At 55.7% G+C, this 15866-nt stretch carries 11 protein-coding genes and 1 riboswitch; of the genes, 5 read left to right on the forward strand and 6 right to left on the reverse strand.

The window, feature by feature from the left end; translation table 11 throughout:
- Window positions 1–9 precede the first annotated feature (9 nt).
- On the forward strand, window positions 10–3693 hold the full coding sequence (metH, locus tag ACYAC5_RS01400) for a methionine synthase (RefSeq protein ID WP_462062283.1): 3684 nt from the start codon (window positions 10–12) through the stop codon (window positions 3691–3693).
- Window positions 3694–3790: 97 nt separating this feature from the next.
- On the opposite strand, the gene ACYAC5_RS01405 is transcribed toward metH, so the two are convergent.
- The 5 genes from ACYAC5_RS01405 to pgi all read right to left on the reverse strand — a co-directional run bounded on the left by ACYAC5_RS01405 (window position 3791) and on the right by pgi (window position 9754).
- A complete protein-coding gene (locus ACYAC5_RS01405; RefSeq protein ID WP_110868117.1) occupies window positions 3791–5881 on the reverse strand; it encodes a YjbH domain-containing protein in 2091 nt (696 codons plus the stop codon).
- Complete coding sequence (locus ACYAC5_RS01410; protein ID WP_309836334.1) at window positions 5881–6618, reverse strand: capsule biosynthesis GfcC family protein; 738 nt, start codon at window positions 6616–6618, stop codon at window positions 5881–5883. Before ACYAC5_RS01410 ends, ACYAC5_RS01405 begins: the two co-directional genes overlap by 1 nt.
- Entirely contained in the window at window positions 6615–7262 is a 648-nt protein-coding gene (locus ACYAC5_RS01415) for a YjbF family lipoprotein (RefSeq protein WP_309836332.1), read from the reverse strand. The genes ACYAC5_RS01410 and ACYAC5_RS01415 overlap by 4 nt, the downstream gene beginning before the upstream one ends.
- A gap of 73 nt (window positions 7263–7335) precedes the next feature.
- Window positions 7336–7584, reverse strand: a complete 249-nt coding sequence (gene yjbE / locus ACYAC5_RS01420) for an exopolysaccharide production protein YjbE (protein WP_101763117.1) — start codon at window positions 7582–7584, stop codon at window positions 7336–7338.
- A gap of 523 nt (window positions 7585–8107) precedes the next feature.
- Window positions 8108–9754, reverse strand: coding sequence for a glucose-6-phosphate isomerase (gene pgi / locus ACYAC5_RS01425; protein WP_137384941.1), 1647 nt, complete (start codon window positions 9752–9754; stop codon window positions 8108–8110).
- A gap of 373 nt (window positions 9755–10127) precedes the next feature.
- Window positions 10128–10322: riboswitch (Lysine riboswitch) on the forward strand.
- Window positions 10323–10434: 112 nt separating this feature from the next.
- On the opposite strand from pgi, the gene lysC reads away from it, so the two are divergent.
- From lysC to panS, 3 genes are all read left to right on the forward strand, one after another.
- Entirely contained in the window at window positions 10435–11790 is a 1356-nt protein-coding gene (lysC, locus tag ACYAC5_RS01430) for a lysine-sensitive aspartokinase 3 (protein WP_110868121.1), read from the forward strand.
- A gap of 265 nt (window positions 11791–12055) precedes the next feature.
- The gene (gene aqpZ, locus ACYAC5_RS01435) at window positions 12056–12748 is read left to right on the forward strand and encodes an aquaporin Z (RefSeq protein ID WP_110868122.1); all 693 of its coding nucleotides are present in this window, start codon (window positions 12056–12058) and stop codon (window positions 12746–12748) included.
- Window positions 12749–12922: 174 nt separating this feature from the next.
- Window positions 12923–13846, forward strand: a complete 924-nt coding sequence (gene panS / locus ACYAC5_RS01440) for a ketopantoate/pantoate/pantothenate transporter PanS (protein ID WP_101763113.1) — start codon at window positions 12923–12925, stop codon at window positions 13844–13846.
- Window positions 13847–13933: 87 nt separating this feature from the next.
- Here panS and ACYAC5_RS01445 read toward each other — a convergent pair whose 3' ends face one another.
- Entirely contained in the window at window positions 13934–14527 is a 594-nt protein-coding gene (locus tag ACYAC5_RS01445) for a YhgN family NAAT transporter (protein WP_110868123.1), read from the reverse strand.
- A 195-nt stretch (window positions 14528–14722) separates the two neighbouring features.
- On the opposite strand from ACYAC5_RS01445, the gene asd reads away from it, so the two are divergent.
- Entirely contained in the window at window positions 14723–15832 is a 1110-nt protein-coding gene (asd, locus tag ACYAC5_RS01450) for an aspartate-semialdehyde dehydrogenase (protein ID WP_101763112.1), read from the forward strand.
- Window positions 15833–15866 lie beyond the last annotated feature (34 nt).

Below are 15866 nucleotides of genomic sequence, written 5' to 3' on the forward strand. Positions count from 1 at the left end.
GGGGCGAGAGTGAGCAACAAAACAGAAATGCTGCAGCAGCAGCTGGCGCAACGCATTATGATTCTGGACGGTGGCATGGGCACCATGATTCAGAGTTATAAACTGAGTGAGCAGGATTTCCGTGGCAGCCGCTTTGCCGACTGGCCATCTGATTTGAAGGGCAACAACGATCTGTTGGTGCTAACCAAACCGGAGGTGATCCGCGAAATCCACGATGCCTATCTCGCTGCCGGCGCGGATATTCTCGAGACCAACACCTTCAACTCCACCACCATTGCGATGGCCGATTACGCGATGGAAGCGCTGTCGGCGGAGATTAACCTCGAAGCCGCCAAACTGGCGCGTGCCAGCGCCGACGCATGGACGGAGAAAACGCCGCATCGTCCGCGCTACGTGGCGGGCGTGTTGGGCCCGACCAACCGCACCTGTTCTATCTCGCCGGACGTCAACGATCCCGCCTATCGTAACGTCACCTTTAACCAGCTGGTGGAAGCCTACCGCGAATCGACGCATGCGCTGATCGCCGGTGGCTCCGACCTCATCATGATCGAAACGGTGTTCGATACCCTGAACGCCAAAGCGGCGATCTACGCGGTTCAGGCCGAGATGGAAGCGATGGGCGTGAAGCTGCCGCTAATGATCTCCGGCACCATCACCGATGCGTCCGGTCGTACGCTCTCCGGCCAAACCACCGAAGGTTTCTATAACTCGCTGCGCCACGCCGAACCGCTGTCGTTCGGCCTCAACTGTGCGCTTGGCCCGGATGAACTGCGTCAGTATGTGGCGGAGCTGTCGCGCATTGCTGAAGGCTACGTCACCGCGCACCCGAACGCCGGTTTGCCCAACGCCTTTGGTGAATACGATCTCGATGCGGCGATCATGGCTGAGCAAATTGGTGAGTGGGCGCGCGCCGGTTTCCTCAATATTATCGGCGGCTGCTGCGGTACCACGCCGGAGCACATCGCGGCGATGGCGGCAGCGGTAGACGGCGTTGCGCCGCGCCAGCTGCCAAAGATTCCGGTTGCCTGTCGCTTAGCCGGGCTTGAACCGCTTAACATTCAGGCCGATTCGCTGTTCGTCAACGTCGGTGAACGCACCAACGTCACCGGCTCGGCCAAATTTAAGCGTCTGATCAAAGAAGAGAAATACAACGAAGCGCTGGATGTGGCGCGCCAGCAGGTAGAGAACGGTGCGCAAATCATCGACATCAACATGGATGAAGGCATGCTGGATGCGGAAGCGGCGATGGTGCGCTTCCTCAATCTAATTGCCGGTGAGCCGGATATCGCCCGCGTGCCAATTATGATCGACTCCTCCAAATGGGAAGTGATCGAGAAAGGCCTGCAGTGCATTCAGGGCAAAGGCATTGTGAACTCTATTTCGATGAAAGAGGGCGTGGAACCGTTTATCGCGCACGCGCGCAAAGTGCGTCGCTACGGCGCAGCGATGGTGGTGATGGCGTTTGACGAAGCGGGTCAGGCGGATACGCGGGCGCGCAAAATTGAGATCTGTCGTCGCGCCTACAAGATTTTGACCGAAGAGGTTGGTTTCCCGCCAGAAGACATCATTTTCGACCCGAATATTTTTGCCGTGGCGACTGGCATTGAAGAACACAACAATTACGCGATGGACTTTATCGGTGCCTGCGAAGACATCAAGCGCGAACTGCCACACGCGATGATCTCCGGCGGCGTCTCCAACGTGTCGTTCTCGTTCCGTGGTAACGAACCGGTGCGCGAAGCGATTCACGCGGTGTTCCTCTATTACGCCATCCGCAACGGCATGGACATGGGCATCGTGAACGCCGGTCAGCTGGCGATTTACGACGATCTGCCTGCCGAACTGCGCGACGCGGTGGAAGATGTGGTGCTGAATCGTCGTGACGATGGCACCGAGCGCTTGCTGGAACTGGCGGAGAAATATCGCGGCAGCAAAAGCGACGGCGAGCAGGAGAAACAGCAGGCCGAATGGCGCAGCTGGGACGTGGTAAAACGTCTGGAATACTCGCTGGTGAAAGGCATCACCGAGTTTATTGAGCTGGATACCGAAGAGGCGCGCCAGGCAGCAGCGCGGCCGATTGAAGTGATTGAAGGGCCGCTGATGTCCGGCATGAACGTGGTTGGCGATCTGTTCGGCGAGGGCAAGATGTTCCTGCCGCAGGTGGTAAAATCAGCGCGCGTGATGAAGCAAGCGGTGGCCTATCTCGAACCTTATATTCAGGCCAGCAAAGAGGCCGGACGCAGCAACGGCAAGATTGTGCTGGCAACGGTAAAAGGCGATGTGCATGACATCGGCAAAAATATCGTCGGCGTAGTGCTGCAATGTAACAACTACGAAATCATTGACCTCGGCGTTATGGTGCCGAGTGACAAAATCCTCAAAACCGCGATTGCCGAGAACGCCGATATCATCGGGCTTTCCGGCCTGATCACGCCGTCGCTGGATGAGATGGTCAACGTCGCCAAAGAGATGGAGCGCCAGGGATTCACCATCCCGCTGCTGATTGGCGGCGCGACTACCTCGAAAGCGCATACCGCAGTGAAAATCGAGCAGAACTATAGCGGCCCAACGGTGTACGTTCAGAACGCCTCGCGCACCGTGGGCGTGGTGTCATCGCTGCTGTCCGAAACGCTGAAAGAAGATTTCGTGGCGCGCACGCGCAAAGAGTACGACACTGTGCGTATTCAGCACGCACGCAAAAAGCCGCGCACGCCGCCGGTGAGCCTGCAAACTGCGCGCGATAATGATTATGTCATCGATTGGGAAAGCTATACGCCGCCGGTGGCGCACCGCCTCGGCGTGAGTCCGGTCGAAGCCAGCATTGAAACGCTGCGTAATTACATCGACTGGACGCCGTTCTTTATGACCTGGTCGCTGGCCGGCAAATATCCGCGTATCCTGGAAGATGAAGTGGTGGGCGAAGAGGCCAAACGCCTGTTTGCCGATGCCAACGCCATGCTCGATATGCTGAGCAGCACCGGCACGCTCAATCCACGCGGCGTGGTGGGGATTTTCCCGGCCAACCGTGTCGGCGATGACATTGAAATCTACAGCAACGAGAACCGCAATCAGGTGCTGTGCGTCAGTCATCACTTGCGTCAGCAGACCGAGAAAACCGACTTCGCCAACTACTGTTTAGCCGACTTTGTGGCCCCAAAATCCAGCGGTAAAGCCGATTATCTCGGCGCGTTTGCGGTTACCGCCGGAATTGAGGAAGATGCGCTGGCCGAGGCGTATGACAAGCAGCACGATGATTACAACAAAATCATGGTGAAAGCGGTGTCGGATCGCCTGGCAGAAGCCTTTGCTGAATATCTGCACGAACGCGTGCGTAAGGTGATTTGGGGCTTTGCCGCTCATGAAAATCTCAGCAACGAAGAGCTGATTCGCGAAAATTATCAGGGCATTCGTCCCGCACCGGGTTATCCGGCGTGTCCGGAACACACTGAGAAAGCACCGATCTGGCAGCTGCTGGAGGTGGAAAAACATACCGGCATGAAGCTCACCGAGTCTTTCGCCATGTGGCCAGGCGCAGCGGTTTCCGGCTGGTACTTCAGCCATCCCGATAGCAAGTACTTCGCCGTGGCGCAGATTCAGCGCGATCAGGTGGAAGATTACGCCGCGCGTAAAGGCATGATCGTGAGCGAAGTTGAGCGCTGGCTGGCACCCAATTTGGGTTATGACGCAGATTAATAGTCGGTAACGCGCAATAAATGGCGCCGCTACGGTATGTGCACCTCTCCGTAGCGGCGCGATTTATCGCGCGGGTTTCAAACCACCCGTGCTGATGTTAATTAAATCGCGCATCACGATCTGACGTCAGGTCATACAGCTGATATTTACGACCCAGCATCTGCCCACCATCTCGCGTCAACGGCACCCAGTTCACCTGCGCGCGGCCTCGCGTTGGCGTCACGGTAAACAGATCCATCGGCACCGAAATATAGAAGCCTTTAGTGAAGTCGCCTTCGCCATAGGCTTCCGCCGACACGTTGGTTTTGGTGGCGTAGAAGCCCACCATCACGCCGCTATCAAACCGCTTCGACACATCAACGGTAACGCCTTTATCCTTCGCCAGATATTCACCGACGCTGGCTTTCACCAATACGTCCTGCATAAACCACGGACGCCAGTACGCGGTGAAATGTCCGGTTGGCGCTTTGTAATCGGTGAACTGCATCATGTTGTCCCAATCACGCTGCTTCACGTAGTTGGCATCAACCCCGAAGGCCCAGTTGCTATCTATCGGACGATACAGCACTTCGCCGCCGACGCCGCCGTACATGGTTTCCAGATAACCGCCGTAAACCTGGCCGTAGAAACCGTTGCCGAGCGCCTGCATGTAGTTGGCTTGCAGATCGTTAACGTAAACGTTGTTCTCAACGTAATCACGAATATGAGTACGCACGCGCGGCAGCGTTGAATCCGCCGGTGCGCCGTTGTAGTTGAACTTATCGTAGTTATTGGCGAGGTTGCCAAACAGGCTGCCGCCGACCAACAGGTGATCGGTAAGCCAGTAATCGGCGTTGGCCATCACGCCAACCTGATACATGTAGAAGCTTTCCGGTCCGCCGACGGACTGATTCAGCACCGGCGACAGGCTGTAGTTCAGACGATCTTTGCGGATGAAGAAACCTTGCTCGGTGGCACCGGGATCGACCGGATTTTCACGCGTCTGCTGCAGCGGCTGTTCATGCCCCAGCGGATAACCCACGAGTTCGTTATGCAGGCTGGCAACGTTGGTGCGCGTGCTCACCTGCGGCATATTGAAGCGCGACTCGGTGACGTCGATGGTATCGATGCCGGCCGGCAGGTTGTTCATGATAATGCGATTGGCGCGATCGACCCCTTCGCGCGTATCGCGATATTTGGTCTGCTCGCCGGAAACATACAACGTGCTGCCTTTGGTTTGAATATGCGGGCCATTCAGTCCTGCGTTGTACTTCAGATCGGTCAGCTGGTTTGCCACCACCGTTGGCTGCAACAGATCGCCCTGCGGCTGCGGGTTGTAGGCCGGCTTCTCGCTATCGATATGCGACTGATGCAGATCGTTGAAATTGGTGCGCAGGGTAAAGCCGAACATAAAGGTGTTGCCGCGCTCGTAGCTGGCGTTGATGTCCGCCCAGTCGGTGAGGCGATAAATCGCGCCGACGTTGACTTTACTGCGCTGATCCAAACGACCGGCGAAATCATCCTGATAATCGTTGCCTTCGTACTCCAGCTTGAGGCGCAGCGGCTGCCACGGTGTTTGATACTCTACGCCGCCAAACAGCGCCGCCGGACCGTGGAACATCTGCGAGCCATTAATTGAACCCGCTTCGCCACCGCCGGTGCGGCTACAGAAGCTGTCGCTGTAGGAGCAGAACGGGTTCTTAATGGTGCCGCTGTTGCCGAGATAACCCCAGCCCAGACCCAAGGTGAAATCGAACGGGCCCCACGCTTTGCTCGCCACCAGATATTCGCTGTCGAACAGACCGGTACCGCCTAAATCGCGTGAGCCAACCGCCACTTCTGGCAGCCAGTAGCTCTCTTGCCATAGGCGCAGCTTCACATCGAAGGCTTTATCTTTATAGCTTTGGTTGCCGCTGAAACCTTCTACTGCGCTGTAACGGCGGGTACGCACATCGGTATAGCGTACGGTGGTTTCCAGCCACGGGAACAGCTGCAGCGAGGCAGAATAGTAGCGATATTGATCGTTATCGCGGAAGTTGACGCTAAATTCGCCCTCTTTCGCCATACGCGCGGTGGGCGTCTGCATCAGGCCAACGCCACCAAAATCCGATTGAGAAGGACCGACCGGTTCAGGCCAGGTTTCCGCATGCACCTGGCAAGCGGCGGAAACAGAAGCAGCCAACAGGCTGAGAAGTAATTGTTTTTTCATCAGTCTGGTATCCGGTGAGTCAGAACGGAAAGCATGCGCTCATTCAAATCGCTGTGGCCCCATGGCAAGCTCCATGAGGTGAAACCGAGCCAGATAATGCTGCCGGGTTCCACTTCGATATGGCGATGATTCCAGTAGGCAACCGGAACTTGCTGGGTGCTGCCGGACGGCGCAATCACCGTGGCATAGCTGCGTTCCGCGCCGGACAGACGATCGTGGCCTTCGAGGTAATCACGCACTTCGCGGCCAGGCTGCCAGCGCGCTTTACCCGGATTGCTCAACGCCCCCAGCACCAGTACCTGCGTCGGCTGCGCCAGCATATAGAGGTCATAGCTGCCTTGCAGCGTGCGGTTATCCTGTGGACGCAGACGCACGTCATCGGGATCGAGCGAGGTGAACTGGCGGCCCGTTACCTGCAGCGCGCCAAGCTGGTGGATAACCGAGCCGATGGTTGCGGCCAACGACTCGCCGCTGTCGGCTTGCCAGGCGCGCAGATCGGCCAGCAGCTGCTTCTGTTGCTGCTGTGCTACCGCCGTTGCGCCGCGTTCGGCAATCACCGTGCCCGGCCACCAACTGCGCAGTTCAGGATGGGTGAGCAACTGACTAAGATTCTGCGCATCGTTAATTTGCAGTGTGTTTTTTCCCGGCAGATCGTGAACGGTGACTTGCGCCGCCGCCAGTGCGTGGCCAGCCGTGAGCAGCGTCAATGCTGCCAGCATTGGAGTTATTTTTTTCATGATTTCGCCGGCTTCAGAATGGTGGTTTCAACGGGGAAGGCATCGGCGGCCAGCATCTGGTTGGCCTGCAATACCGTGCCATCACGGTTATCGATCCAGAAGGTGTTCTGCCACTCCGCGCCTACGTTCTCCATGCGCACGGTTTCATGCCAGACGCGGCACGGTACGCGTTCACCGGCGATGTCCAGCACCGTATCGTCACCGCGCTCGAAGCGGGAAACCGCTGTGGCGGCACGCACTTTATCTTGCTCGCGCCACTGCACCACGCGCGTCCAGCTGGCACCGTGTTGCAGATGCAGCGCATCGGCGAGCGGATCCTGCGCCAGGTTACTGACGTCAGCGAGGTTGCTCGGTAAACCCAGGGTTTTGATCAGACGGCCATGCTGCATCACCAGCATCGCTTTATCCTGGGTGATCCACTTCTGCTGGCCGTTTTCGTTGTAACCGAGCACCACGAAGATGCGCGGTCCTTCATTGATGCGGGCATAGAGGCTGGCGTAGGGCAGGTTAGCAACCTGCTCGTTGGTGACCGTGACATCATCCGGGCCATTCACGGCCAGCATCACGGTTTGTTCGAGGCCTTTTTGCGTTTGTGTGCAGGCCTGCAACAACAGGCAAAGAAGTAGCAAAGAGAGTCGGCGCACGGTGTATCCCTGTCTAAATAAGCCAAGCAAAAAATAACCACACGGGTGTGTGGTTATGCTTAAAGGTGCTACATCAACGAGTGGTGCTCGTTGTGGTGGTTGTTGTTGTACCGGTATTTGCACCGTCACCGCCGCCAGAAGCAGCAATGCCGAGACCCACTAACGCACCGAGCGCGCCGATACCCACAGCGGTAGACGCGCCGGAAGAGATTGCTCCCGCCTGCGCGCCTGCTGCAGCACCAGCTTCTTCCGGCGCGGCAATCGCAGCGGAAGAAACGGCAACGTAAAGTAAGGCTGCACCGGCAACCATCAGTTTTTTCATAACAACGTTTCCTGCATTTATATGAATCAATGAATGTAGGATTTACCCAGATTTCGGGCGCGTTCAGTATAGGGCAACAAATTACCAGAGTTCAGCATGAGTAAAAGAGGGCAGGAAGTCGGGTTTTTTCTGGTGATAAATACGGCGAATTGGCGTTAGCTGCTTTTTTTTAACGCCTTTTTTCAGGCTAATAGGATAAGTGAATGCCTGCGCATTTCACGGCAGAGTTTTTCACTTTTGCACTAATTATTGGTACGGAATGGGAATAATCGGAATTTACTTATAAGGCTTAAATTAAAATCATAGATCTATCAGATGGATAAACTATTTGTCGGGCTGAATTAGGTCCATTTTTAAGCCAGGTAAGGTGCGGTAAATTGAAATGAATTACGAATTTCCTTACGCCACTTTAAGAATTTTCTAACCCTGTTTAATGCAGTAATTAATAATATTGCGTGTGAGATGGCCTGGTTGACAAAAAAAAGGCGGCAATTACGCCGCCTTATGTAAATTAGCCGGAAAATTAACGCCAGGATTTGTAGCGATTAATTAAGCCATTGGTGGAGCTATCGTGGCTGCTAATTTCAGCGTCATTTTCCAGTTCTGGCAGAATACGGTTTGCCAGCTGTTTACCCAACTCAACACCCCATTGGTCAAAGGTGAAGATGTTGAGAATCGCGCCCTGAGTGAAGATCTTGTGCTCATACAGCGCAATCAGTGCACCCAGACTGAACGGGGTAATTTCACGCAGCAGAATGGAATTAGTTGGGCGGTTACCTTCGAACACTTTGAACGGCACGATGTGCGCGACAGATTCGGCAGATTTACCCGCATCGGTAAACTCTTTCTCCACCACATCGCGTGACTTACCAAACGCCAGCGCTTCGGTCTGCGCGAAGAAGTTCGACAGCAGCTTCGGATGGTGATCGGTCAGCACGTTGTGGCTCAGTGCTGGTGCGATAAAGTCGCACGGAATCAGTTTGGTGCCCTGATGAATCAGCTGATAGAACGCATGCTGGCCGTTGGTGCCAGGCTCGCCCCAGATGATTGGGCCGGTCTGGTAATCCACTGGATTGCCTTCACGGTCAACGTATTTACCGTTGGATTCCATGTTGCCCTGCTGGAAGTAAGCAGCAAAGCGATGCATGTACTGATCGTACGGCAGAATCGCTTCGGTTTCGGCACCAAAGAAGTTGTTGTACCAGATACCGATCAGCGCCAGCAGCACCGGCAGGTTCTGCTCGGCAGGCGTGTTGGCGAAGTGCTTATCCATGGCGTGCGCGCCGCTCAACAGCTGCTCGAAGTTCTCGAAGCCGATGGAGAGAATGATCGACAAGCCGATAGCTGACCACAGTGAATAGCGGCCGCCAACCCAATCCCAGAACTCAAACATGTTGTCGGTATCAATACCGAACTCACCCACCGCTTTACCGTTGGTCGACAGCGCAGCGAAGTGCTTCGCCACGTGCTGCTGATCGCCCGCAGTTTTCAGGAACCAGTCACGCGCGCTGTGGGCGTTGGTCATGGTTTCTTGCGTGGTGAAGGTTTTAGATGCCACGAGGAACAGCGTGGTTTCCGGGCTGAGATCTTTCAGCGTTTCGGCGATATGGGTGCCATCGACGTTAGAAACAAAGTGCATGTTCAGGTGGTTTTTGTACGGACGCAGCGCTTCGGTCACCATGAACGGGCCGAGGTCTGAACCGCCAATCCCGATATTCACCACGTCGGTGATGGCTTTGCCGGTATAGCCTTTCCAGTCGCCGCTGATGATGCGCTCGGAGAAGCCTTTCATCTTCGCCAGCACCGCGTTGACTTCCGGCATCACATCTTTGCCGTCCACCACAATGGGCGTGTTGCTGCGGTTACGCAGCGCAACGTGCAGAACTGCACGCTCTTCGGTGCGGTTGATCTTCTCGCCAGAGAACATCGATTTAATGGCGCCTGCCAGATCGGTCTCTTTAGCCAGCGCCTGTAATTTTTCGAGGGTTTCCTCGGTGATGCGGTTTTTTGAGAAATCCACCAGCATCTGGTCATCGAAAGTGGCAGAGAATTTCGCAAAACGATCGGCATCTTGCGCAAACAGGTCGGCGATTTGCACCGATTTCATCTGCTCAAAATGCTGCTGCAGCGCTTTCCAGGCAGCGGTTTGGGTCGGATTGATATTTTTCATGGCAACACTCTAGTTGATATAAGAACCGTCATTCCATCCGGGGCGTCCTGCTGGCCCGGCATCCATAGCATTCTTGCACGGGGATGAGTATGACCACAGTTACTGGCTAAGGGAAAAAATTTGTGACCGTGGCCGCACTGTTTCAGGTAAATCCGGCAGCGATTGTCGGTGCTGCGCCAGCAGAATTCCCTGTGCCGCATCAGAAAAAAGCCGCTTTTGTCTGATTCGGACACTACTTTAGGCCGCTGTTGGTGGGCGCGTTTGTTCAACGATGCGTTTACCGAAGTGTAAAAGTGAGAAATCCTCAAAGTGCGGGGATGGACAGGGGGGAAAATAATCAGTAATTTATGCGCGCTACTTACACCTCCGGGTGTAAGCCAGAAGAGGCGCGTCGCCCAGGCAGTGTGTTTGAGGATCCGTATCCGCAGAGAACACATCAGGGGGTGTGACGCCGAGGTGGGGCAACACGCGGGGTGTTGCACTGTCGGCTGCAGGGGCTGAATCCTCTGGGTTGTCACCAGAATCGTCCACAGTCGGACGGTTCGCAAGGTGAAGCGCTTTTGGTGACTTGTCTACTACTGATCTTGTCTGCCCAATTCTGCTCTTCTCTTGTGCCTAGGCTGCTACTATGTCTTCCGCCCCAAAACGGAAGAAAGATAACCTGACACGGGGTTCGTAATATGTCCCAAAATCTTATCGTGGCTAAATTTGGCGGCACCAGCGTTGCCGATTTTGATGCTATGAACCGCAGCGCAGATGTTGTGCTGTCGGACGCCAATACCCGCTTAGTGGTGCTCTCTGCCTCCGCTGGCGTAACCAATCTGCTGGTTGCCCTTGCTGAAGGCCAGGAACAAGCGCAGCGCGCTTACCTGCTGGATGAAATCCGCCGTATTCAATATGCCATCATCGATCGTCTGCAATCGCCGGATGTGATCCGCGATGAGATTGATCGCATGCTGGAAAACATCACCATGCTGTCTGAAGCCACCTCGCTGGCGACCTCACATGCGCTGACCGATGAGCTGGTGAGCCACGGTGAGCTGATGTCGACGCTGTTGTTCGTGGAGATTCTGCGCGAGCGTCAGGTCAACAGCGAATGGTTTGACGTGCGTAAAGTGATGCGCACCAGCGATCGTTTTGGCCGCGCAGAACCCGAAGTGGCGACGCTGAAAGAGCTGGCCGCAACGCAGCTGCAGCCGCGCATTGCGGAAGCGCTGGTGGTGACGCAGGGCTTTATCGGTAGCGAAATCAAAGGGCGCACCACCACGCTTGGTCGTGGCGGCAGCGACTATACCGCTGCGCTGCTGGGCGAAGCGCTGCAGGCCGCGCGCATTGATATCTGGACCGATGTGGCCGGTATCTACACCACCGATCCACGCGTGGTGTCCACCGCTAAACGCATCGAAGAGATTACCTTCGAAGAAGCAGCGGAGATGGCGATCTTTGGTGCCAAAGTGCTACATCCGGCCACTTTGCTGCCGGCCGTGCGTAGCGATATTCCGGTGTTTGTCGGTTCGAGCAAAGATCCCGCTGCAGGCGGTACGCGCGTGTGCAACGAAACCAAGAATCCACCGCTGTTCCGTGCGCTGGCGCTGCGTCGTAAGCAGACGCTGGTAACGCTGCACAGCCTGAACATGCTGCATGCACATGGCTTCCTCGCCGAAGTGTTTAACATTCTGGCGCGCCACAGCATCTCCGTTGATCTGGTGACCACTTCCGAAGTGAGCGTGGCGCTGACGCTGGACAGCACCGGTTCAACCACCACCGGCGACAGCTTGCTGACCCAGGCGCTGTTGACTGAGCTCTCTTCACTGTGCCGTGTGGAAGTGGAAGAGAATCTGGCGCTGGTGGCGATCATCGGCAACAACCTGTCAAAAGCGTGCGGCGTCGGCAAAGAAGTGTTTGGCGCACTCGAGCCGTTCAACCTGCGCATGATTTGTTACGGTGCCAGCAGTTATAACCTTTGCTTCCTGGTGCCAACCCCAGATGCCGAGGAAGTGGTACGTGCGCTGCATAAGAATCTTTTTGGTTCTTAAGGCCAGTTTTTAGCATGCGGAATCAAGCCGGACCGGGTCCGGCTTTTTTTATTGGTGAAATTTTTTAAACAATAATTCAAGCCCAACGACATTCACTGCTTCGCGCCAGACATTTCTGATGAACCCCGTCATATCTCGCGAGAACCGTCTCAAATACGCTGCTATCGCCTAAAAATCACCCTAATCCCTTATTCTTCGGTTGCGCTTCAATCGCCAAAAACGATAATCCCGCCGCGAAAACATTAAATTATTTGAGGGAGCAGAGATGAAAAGATTAGTGGCTGAAACGCTGGGCACTTTCGTGCTGGTGTTGGGCGGTTGTGGTAGTGCGGTTTTGGCCGCGGCGTTTCCAGAATTGGGTATTGGTTTTGCTGGTGTTGCGCTGGCGTTTGGTCTGACGGTGTTGGTAATGGCATTTGCCGTCGGCCATATTTCGGGCGGCCATTTTAACCCGGCGGTCACCCTCGGTCTGACGGTTGGCGGACGTTTCCCGGCGGCGCAGGTTGTGCCTTATATTATCGCGCAGCTGGTCGGCGCGGTTGCGGCGGCTGGCGTGCTGTATTTGATCGCCAGCGGTAAAGCCGGTTTCGATGCCGTGGCCAGCGGCTTCGCGTCGAACGGTTACGGTGAACATTCGCCGGGGGGCTTTAGCCTGCAGGCGGGCATGATCGCCGAACTGGTGCTGACCGCCGTATTCCTGATTGTGATCATGGGCGCGACCGATAAACGTGCTCCGGCTGGCTTCGCGCCCATTGCAATCGGCCTGGCGCTAACGCTGATTCACCTGGTGAGCATTCCCGTCACCAATACCTCAGTCAACCCGGCGCGCAGTAGCGGTGTGGCGATCTTCCAGGGCGGCTGGGCATTGGAACAGCTGTGGATGTTCTGGTTGTTACCGATTATCGGTGCCGCGATTGGTGGTGCGATCTACCGCTTTGCACTGGAAAAAGCAGAGTAACTTTGCCGTATTTCAGCGGATCGGCAGCAGCCGATCCGCATTTTGCCCCGCAAGCGACTTCCCGCCTTACGTCAAGATAATGAAATGTTATGATCCCGCGTCCGTCGCTGTGGTCGTTCCCTGCGCGACATTTCATCTGTGGCAATATAAAAAAATTCCTAAGGAAGTCTGGTTATGCTCGGCAAACTTACCCGCCTGTTCCCGCTCTGGGCCGTGCTGCTCTCGGTCGCTGCTTATTATTCTCCTGGCACCTTTCTCGGCATTGGGCCGTGGGTGACTTACCTGCTGATGCTGATTATGTTCGGCATGGGCGTGACGCTAAACATTGATGATTTCAAACGCGTGCTAGTGCGTCCTGCGCCGGTGATCGCCGGGACTTTCCTGCATTATCTGGTGATGCCGCTGGCCGCGTGGGGCCTGGCGAAGCTGTTCCAGATGCCACCGGATCTGGCGGCAGGCATGATTCTGGTCGGCAGCGTGGCCAGCGGCACCGCTTCAAACGTGATGATTTATCTGGCGAAGGGCGATGTGGCGCTGTCGGTGACCATCTCATCCGTGTCGGCGCTGGTAGGTGTATTCGCCACACCGCTGCTAACACGCTTCTACGTTGATACCCACATTCAGGTGGATGTGGTCGGTATGCTGCTCAGCATCGTGAAAATCGTGGTGATTCCGATTAGCCTGGGTCTGATTATCCATCACTCCATGAATAGCGTGGTGCGCCGCGTTGAGCCTTATCTGCCGGCGTTTTCTATGGTGTGCATTCTGCTGATCATTAGCGCGGTGGTGGCTGGCAGCCAGGGCTTTATCGGTTCTGTCGGCTTGATGGTGATTGTGGCGGTGATCCTGCACAACGCGATCGGTCTGTTGGGCGGTTATTGGGGCGGTAAGCTGTTTGGCTTCGATGAATCGACCTGCCGCACGCTGGCGCTGGAAGTGGGTATGCAGAACTCAGGTCTGGCGGCGACGCTGGGCAAACTTTACTTCTCGCCGTTAGCGGCCTTGCCGGGCGCGCTGTTCTCGGTGTGGCACAACCTGTCAGGTTCGCTGCTGGCCGGTTACTGGTCGGGTAAACCGATCGATAAGAAGCAGAAGTAATATTCAAAAAAGCATCACATTCAATTCATGCACATAGCGTAGCGGCGCAATAAATTGCGCCGCTACGCTGCCTGCGCTCTGAATGTATTACAGCTTCAGATAGGTACGAATCCCATCCAGGAACATCTGCGTCGCCAGCATAATCAAAATCAATCCCATCAGGCGCTCCAGCGCGTTAACGCCTTTGTCGCCCAGCAGGCGTAAAAACAGCCCCGACATCAGCAGAATCACCACCGTCAAACCCCACGCGATCAGCAGCGCGCCGACCAGATGCGTCATTTGGTTGGGATATTGATGCGACAACAGCATCAGCGTCGCCAGCAGGGACGGACCGGCCACCAGCGGAATTGCCAGCGGCACGAGGAACGGTTCTTCACCGGCCGGCAAGCCACTCGAGCTGCTCTCCTCTGACGGGAAAATCATGCGGATGGCGATCAGAAAAAGAATGATGCCGCCGGAGATCGACACGGTTTCGGTGCGCAGATTGAGAAACGCCAGAATGCGTTCACCGGCGAATAAAAATAGCAGCATCAGAATCAGCGCAATCAGCATTTCGCGCATCAGTACCACGCGGCGGCGTTTGGGTTCCAGATGCTTCAATACCGACATAAAAATCGGCAGGTTGCCCAGCGGATCCATAATCAACAACAGCAATATGGTCGCGGATATCATTTCAGTCATGTTGGTTAGCCATTATTAGTTGTACTGCTGAAAAAGTTGGCGCAATCGAATTAATTCACTTGCCAGAAGTGCTGCATTTTGTAGAGTTGACGGTCATAGGTAAACCTGATTATTACGCAGACCGGCACGATTATCCGGCCAGTCTTTTCCTCGCACCACACGGCCTCTTTCGAGAGCACCCGAGACGGACAGAAAATGAAGAATGTAGGTTTTATTGGTTGGCGTGGCATGGTCGGCTCAGTGCTGATGTCACGCATGAGCGAAGAACGCGATTTTGATGTCATCAATCCGGTCTTCTTCTCCACGTCACAGCTTGGTCAGGCGGCACCCACATTCGGCGGTAAGTCGACCGGTGCGCTGCAGGATGCTTTTGATATCGAGGCGCTGAAGGCGCTGGATATTATTATCACCTGCCAGGGCGGCGATTACACCAGTGAAGTCTATCCGAAGCTGCGCGAAAGCGGCTGGCAGGGTTACTGGATTGACGCGGCTTCCACGCTGCGCATGAAAGATGACGCCATCATCATTCTCGATCCGGTTAACCATAATGTGATTCGTCAGGGCCTCGATAACGGCATCAAAACCTTTGTCGGCGGTAACTGCACCGTCAGCCTGATGCTGATGTCGCTGGGCGGTCTGTTTGCTAACGATCTGGTTGAATGGGCCTCGGTGGCGACTTATCAGGCGGCATCGGGCGGCGGCGCGCGTCATATGCGTGAACTGCTGACGCAGATGGGCATGCTGCATGACCACGTGGCGAAATCGCTCCAGGATCCGGCTTCGGCAATTCTGGATATCGAACGCAGCGTGACCGATTTCACCCGTTCTGGCACTTTGCCAACCGACAATTTCGGCGTACCGCTGGCGGGCAGCCTGATTCCGTGGATCGACAAGCAGCTGGATAACGGCCAGAGCCGTGAAGAGTGGAAAGGCCAGGCGGAGACCAACAAAATCCTGCGTACCAGCAGTGTGATTCCGGTTGATGGCCTGTGCGTGCGAGTTGGCGCGCTGCGCTGCCACAGCCAGGCATTCACTCTGAAGCTGAAAAAAGACCTGCCGCTGAGCGAAATCGAACAGCTGCTGGCCTCGCATAACGAATGGGTGAAAGTGGTGCCAAACGACCGCGACATCACCATGCGCGAACTGACGCCAGCCGCCGTCACCGGCACCCTGACCACGCCAGTAGGCCGCCTGCGCAAACTGAATATGGGACCGGAATACCTTTCTGCCTTCACGGTGGGCGATCAGTTACTGTGGGGCGCGGCTGAACCGCTGCGCCGCATGCTGCGTCTGCTGATCGACTAAGCGCAGCGGCAAATCAGAAAGGCCGGGGTTTCCC

Source organism: Pantoea sp. y20, assembly GCF_054903455.1.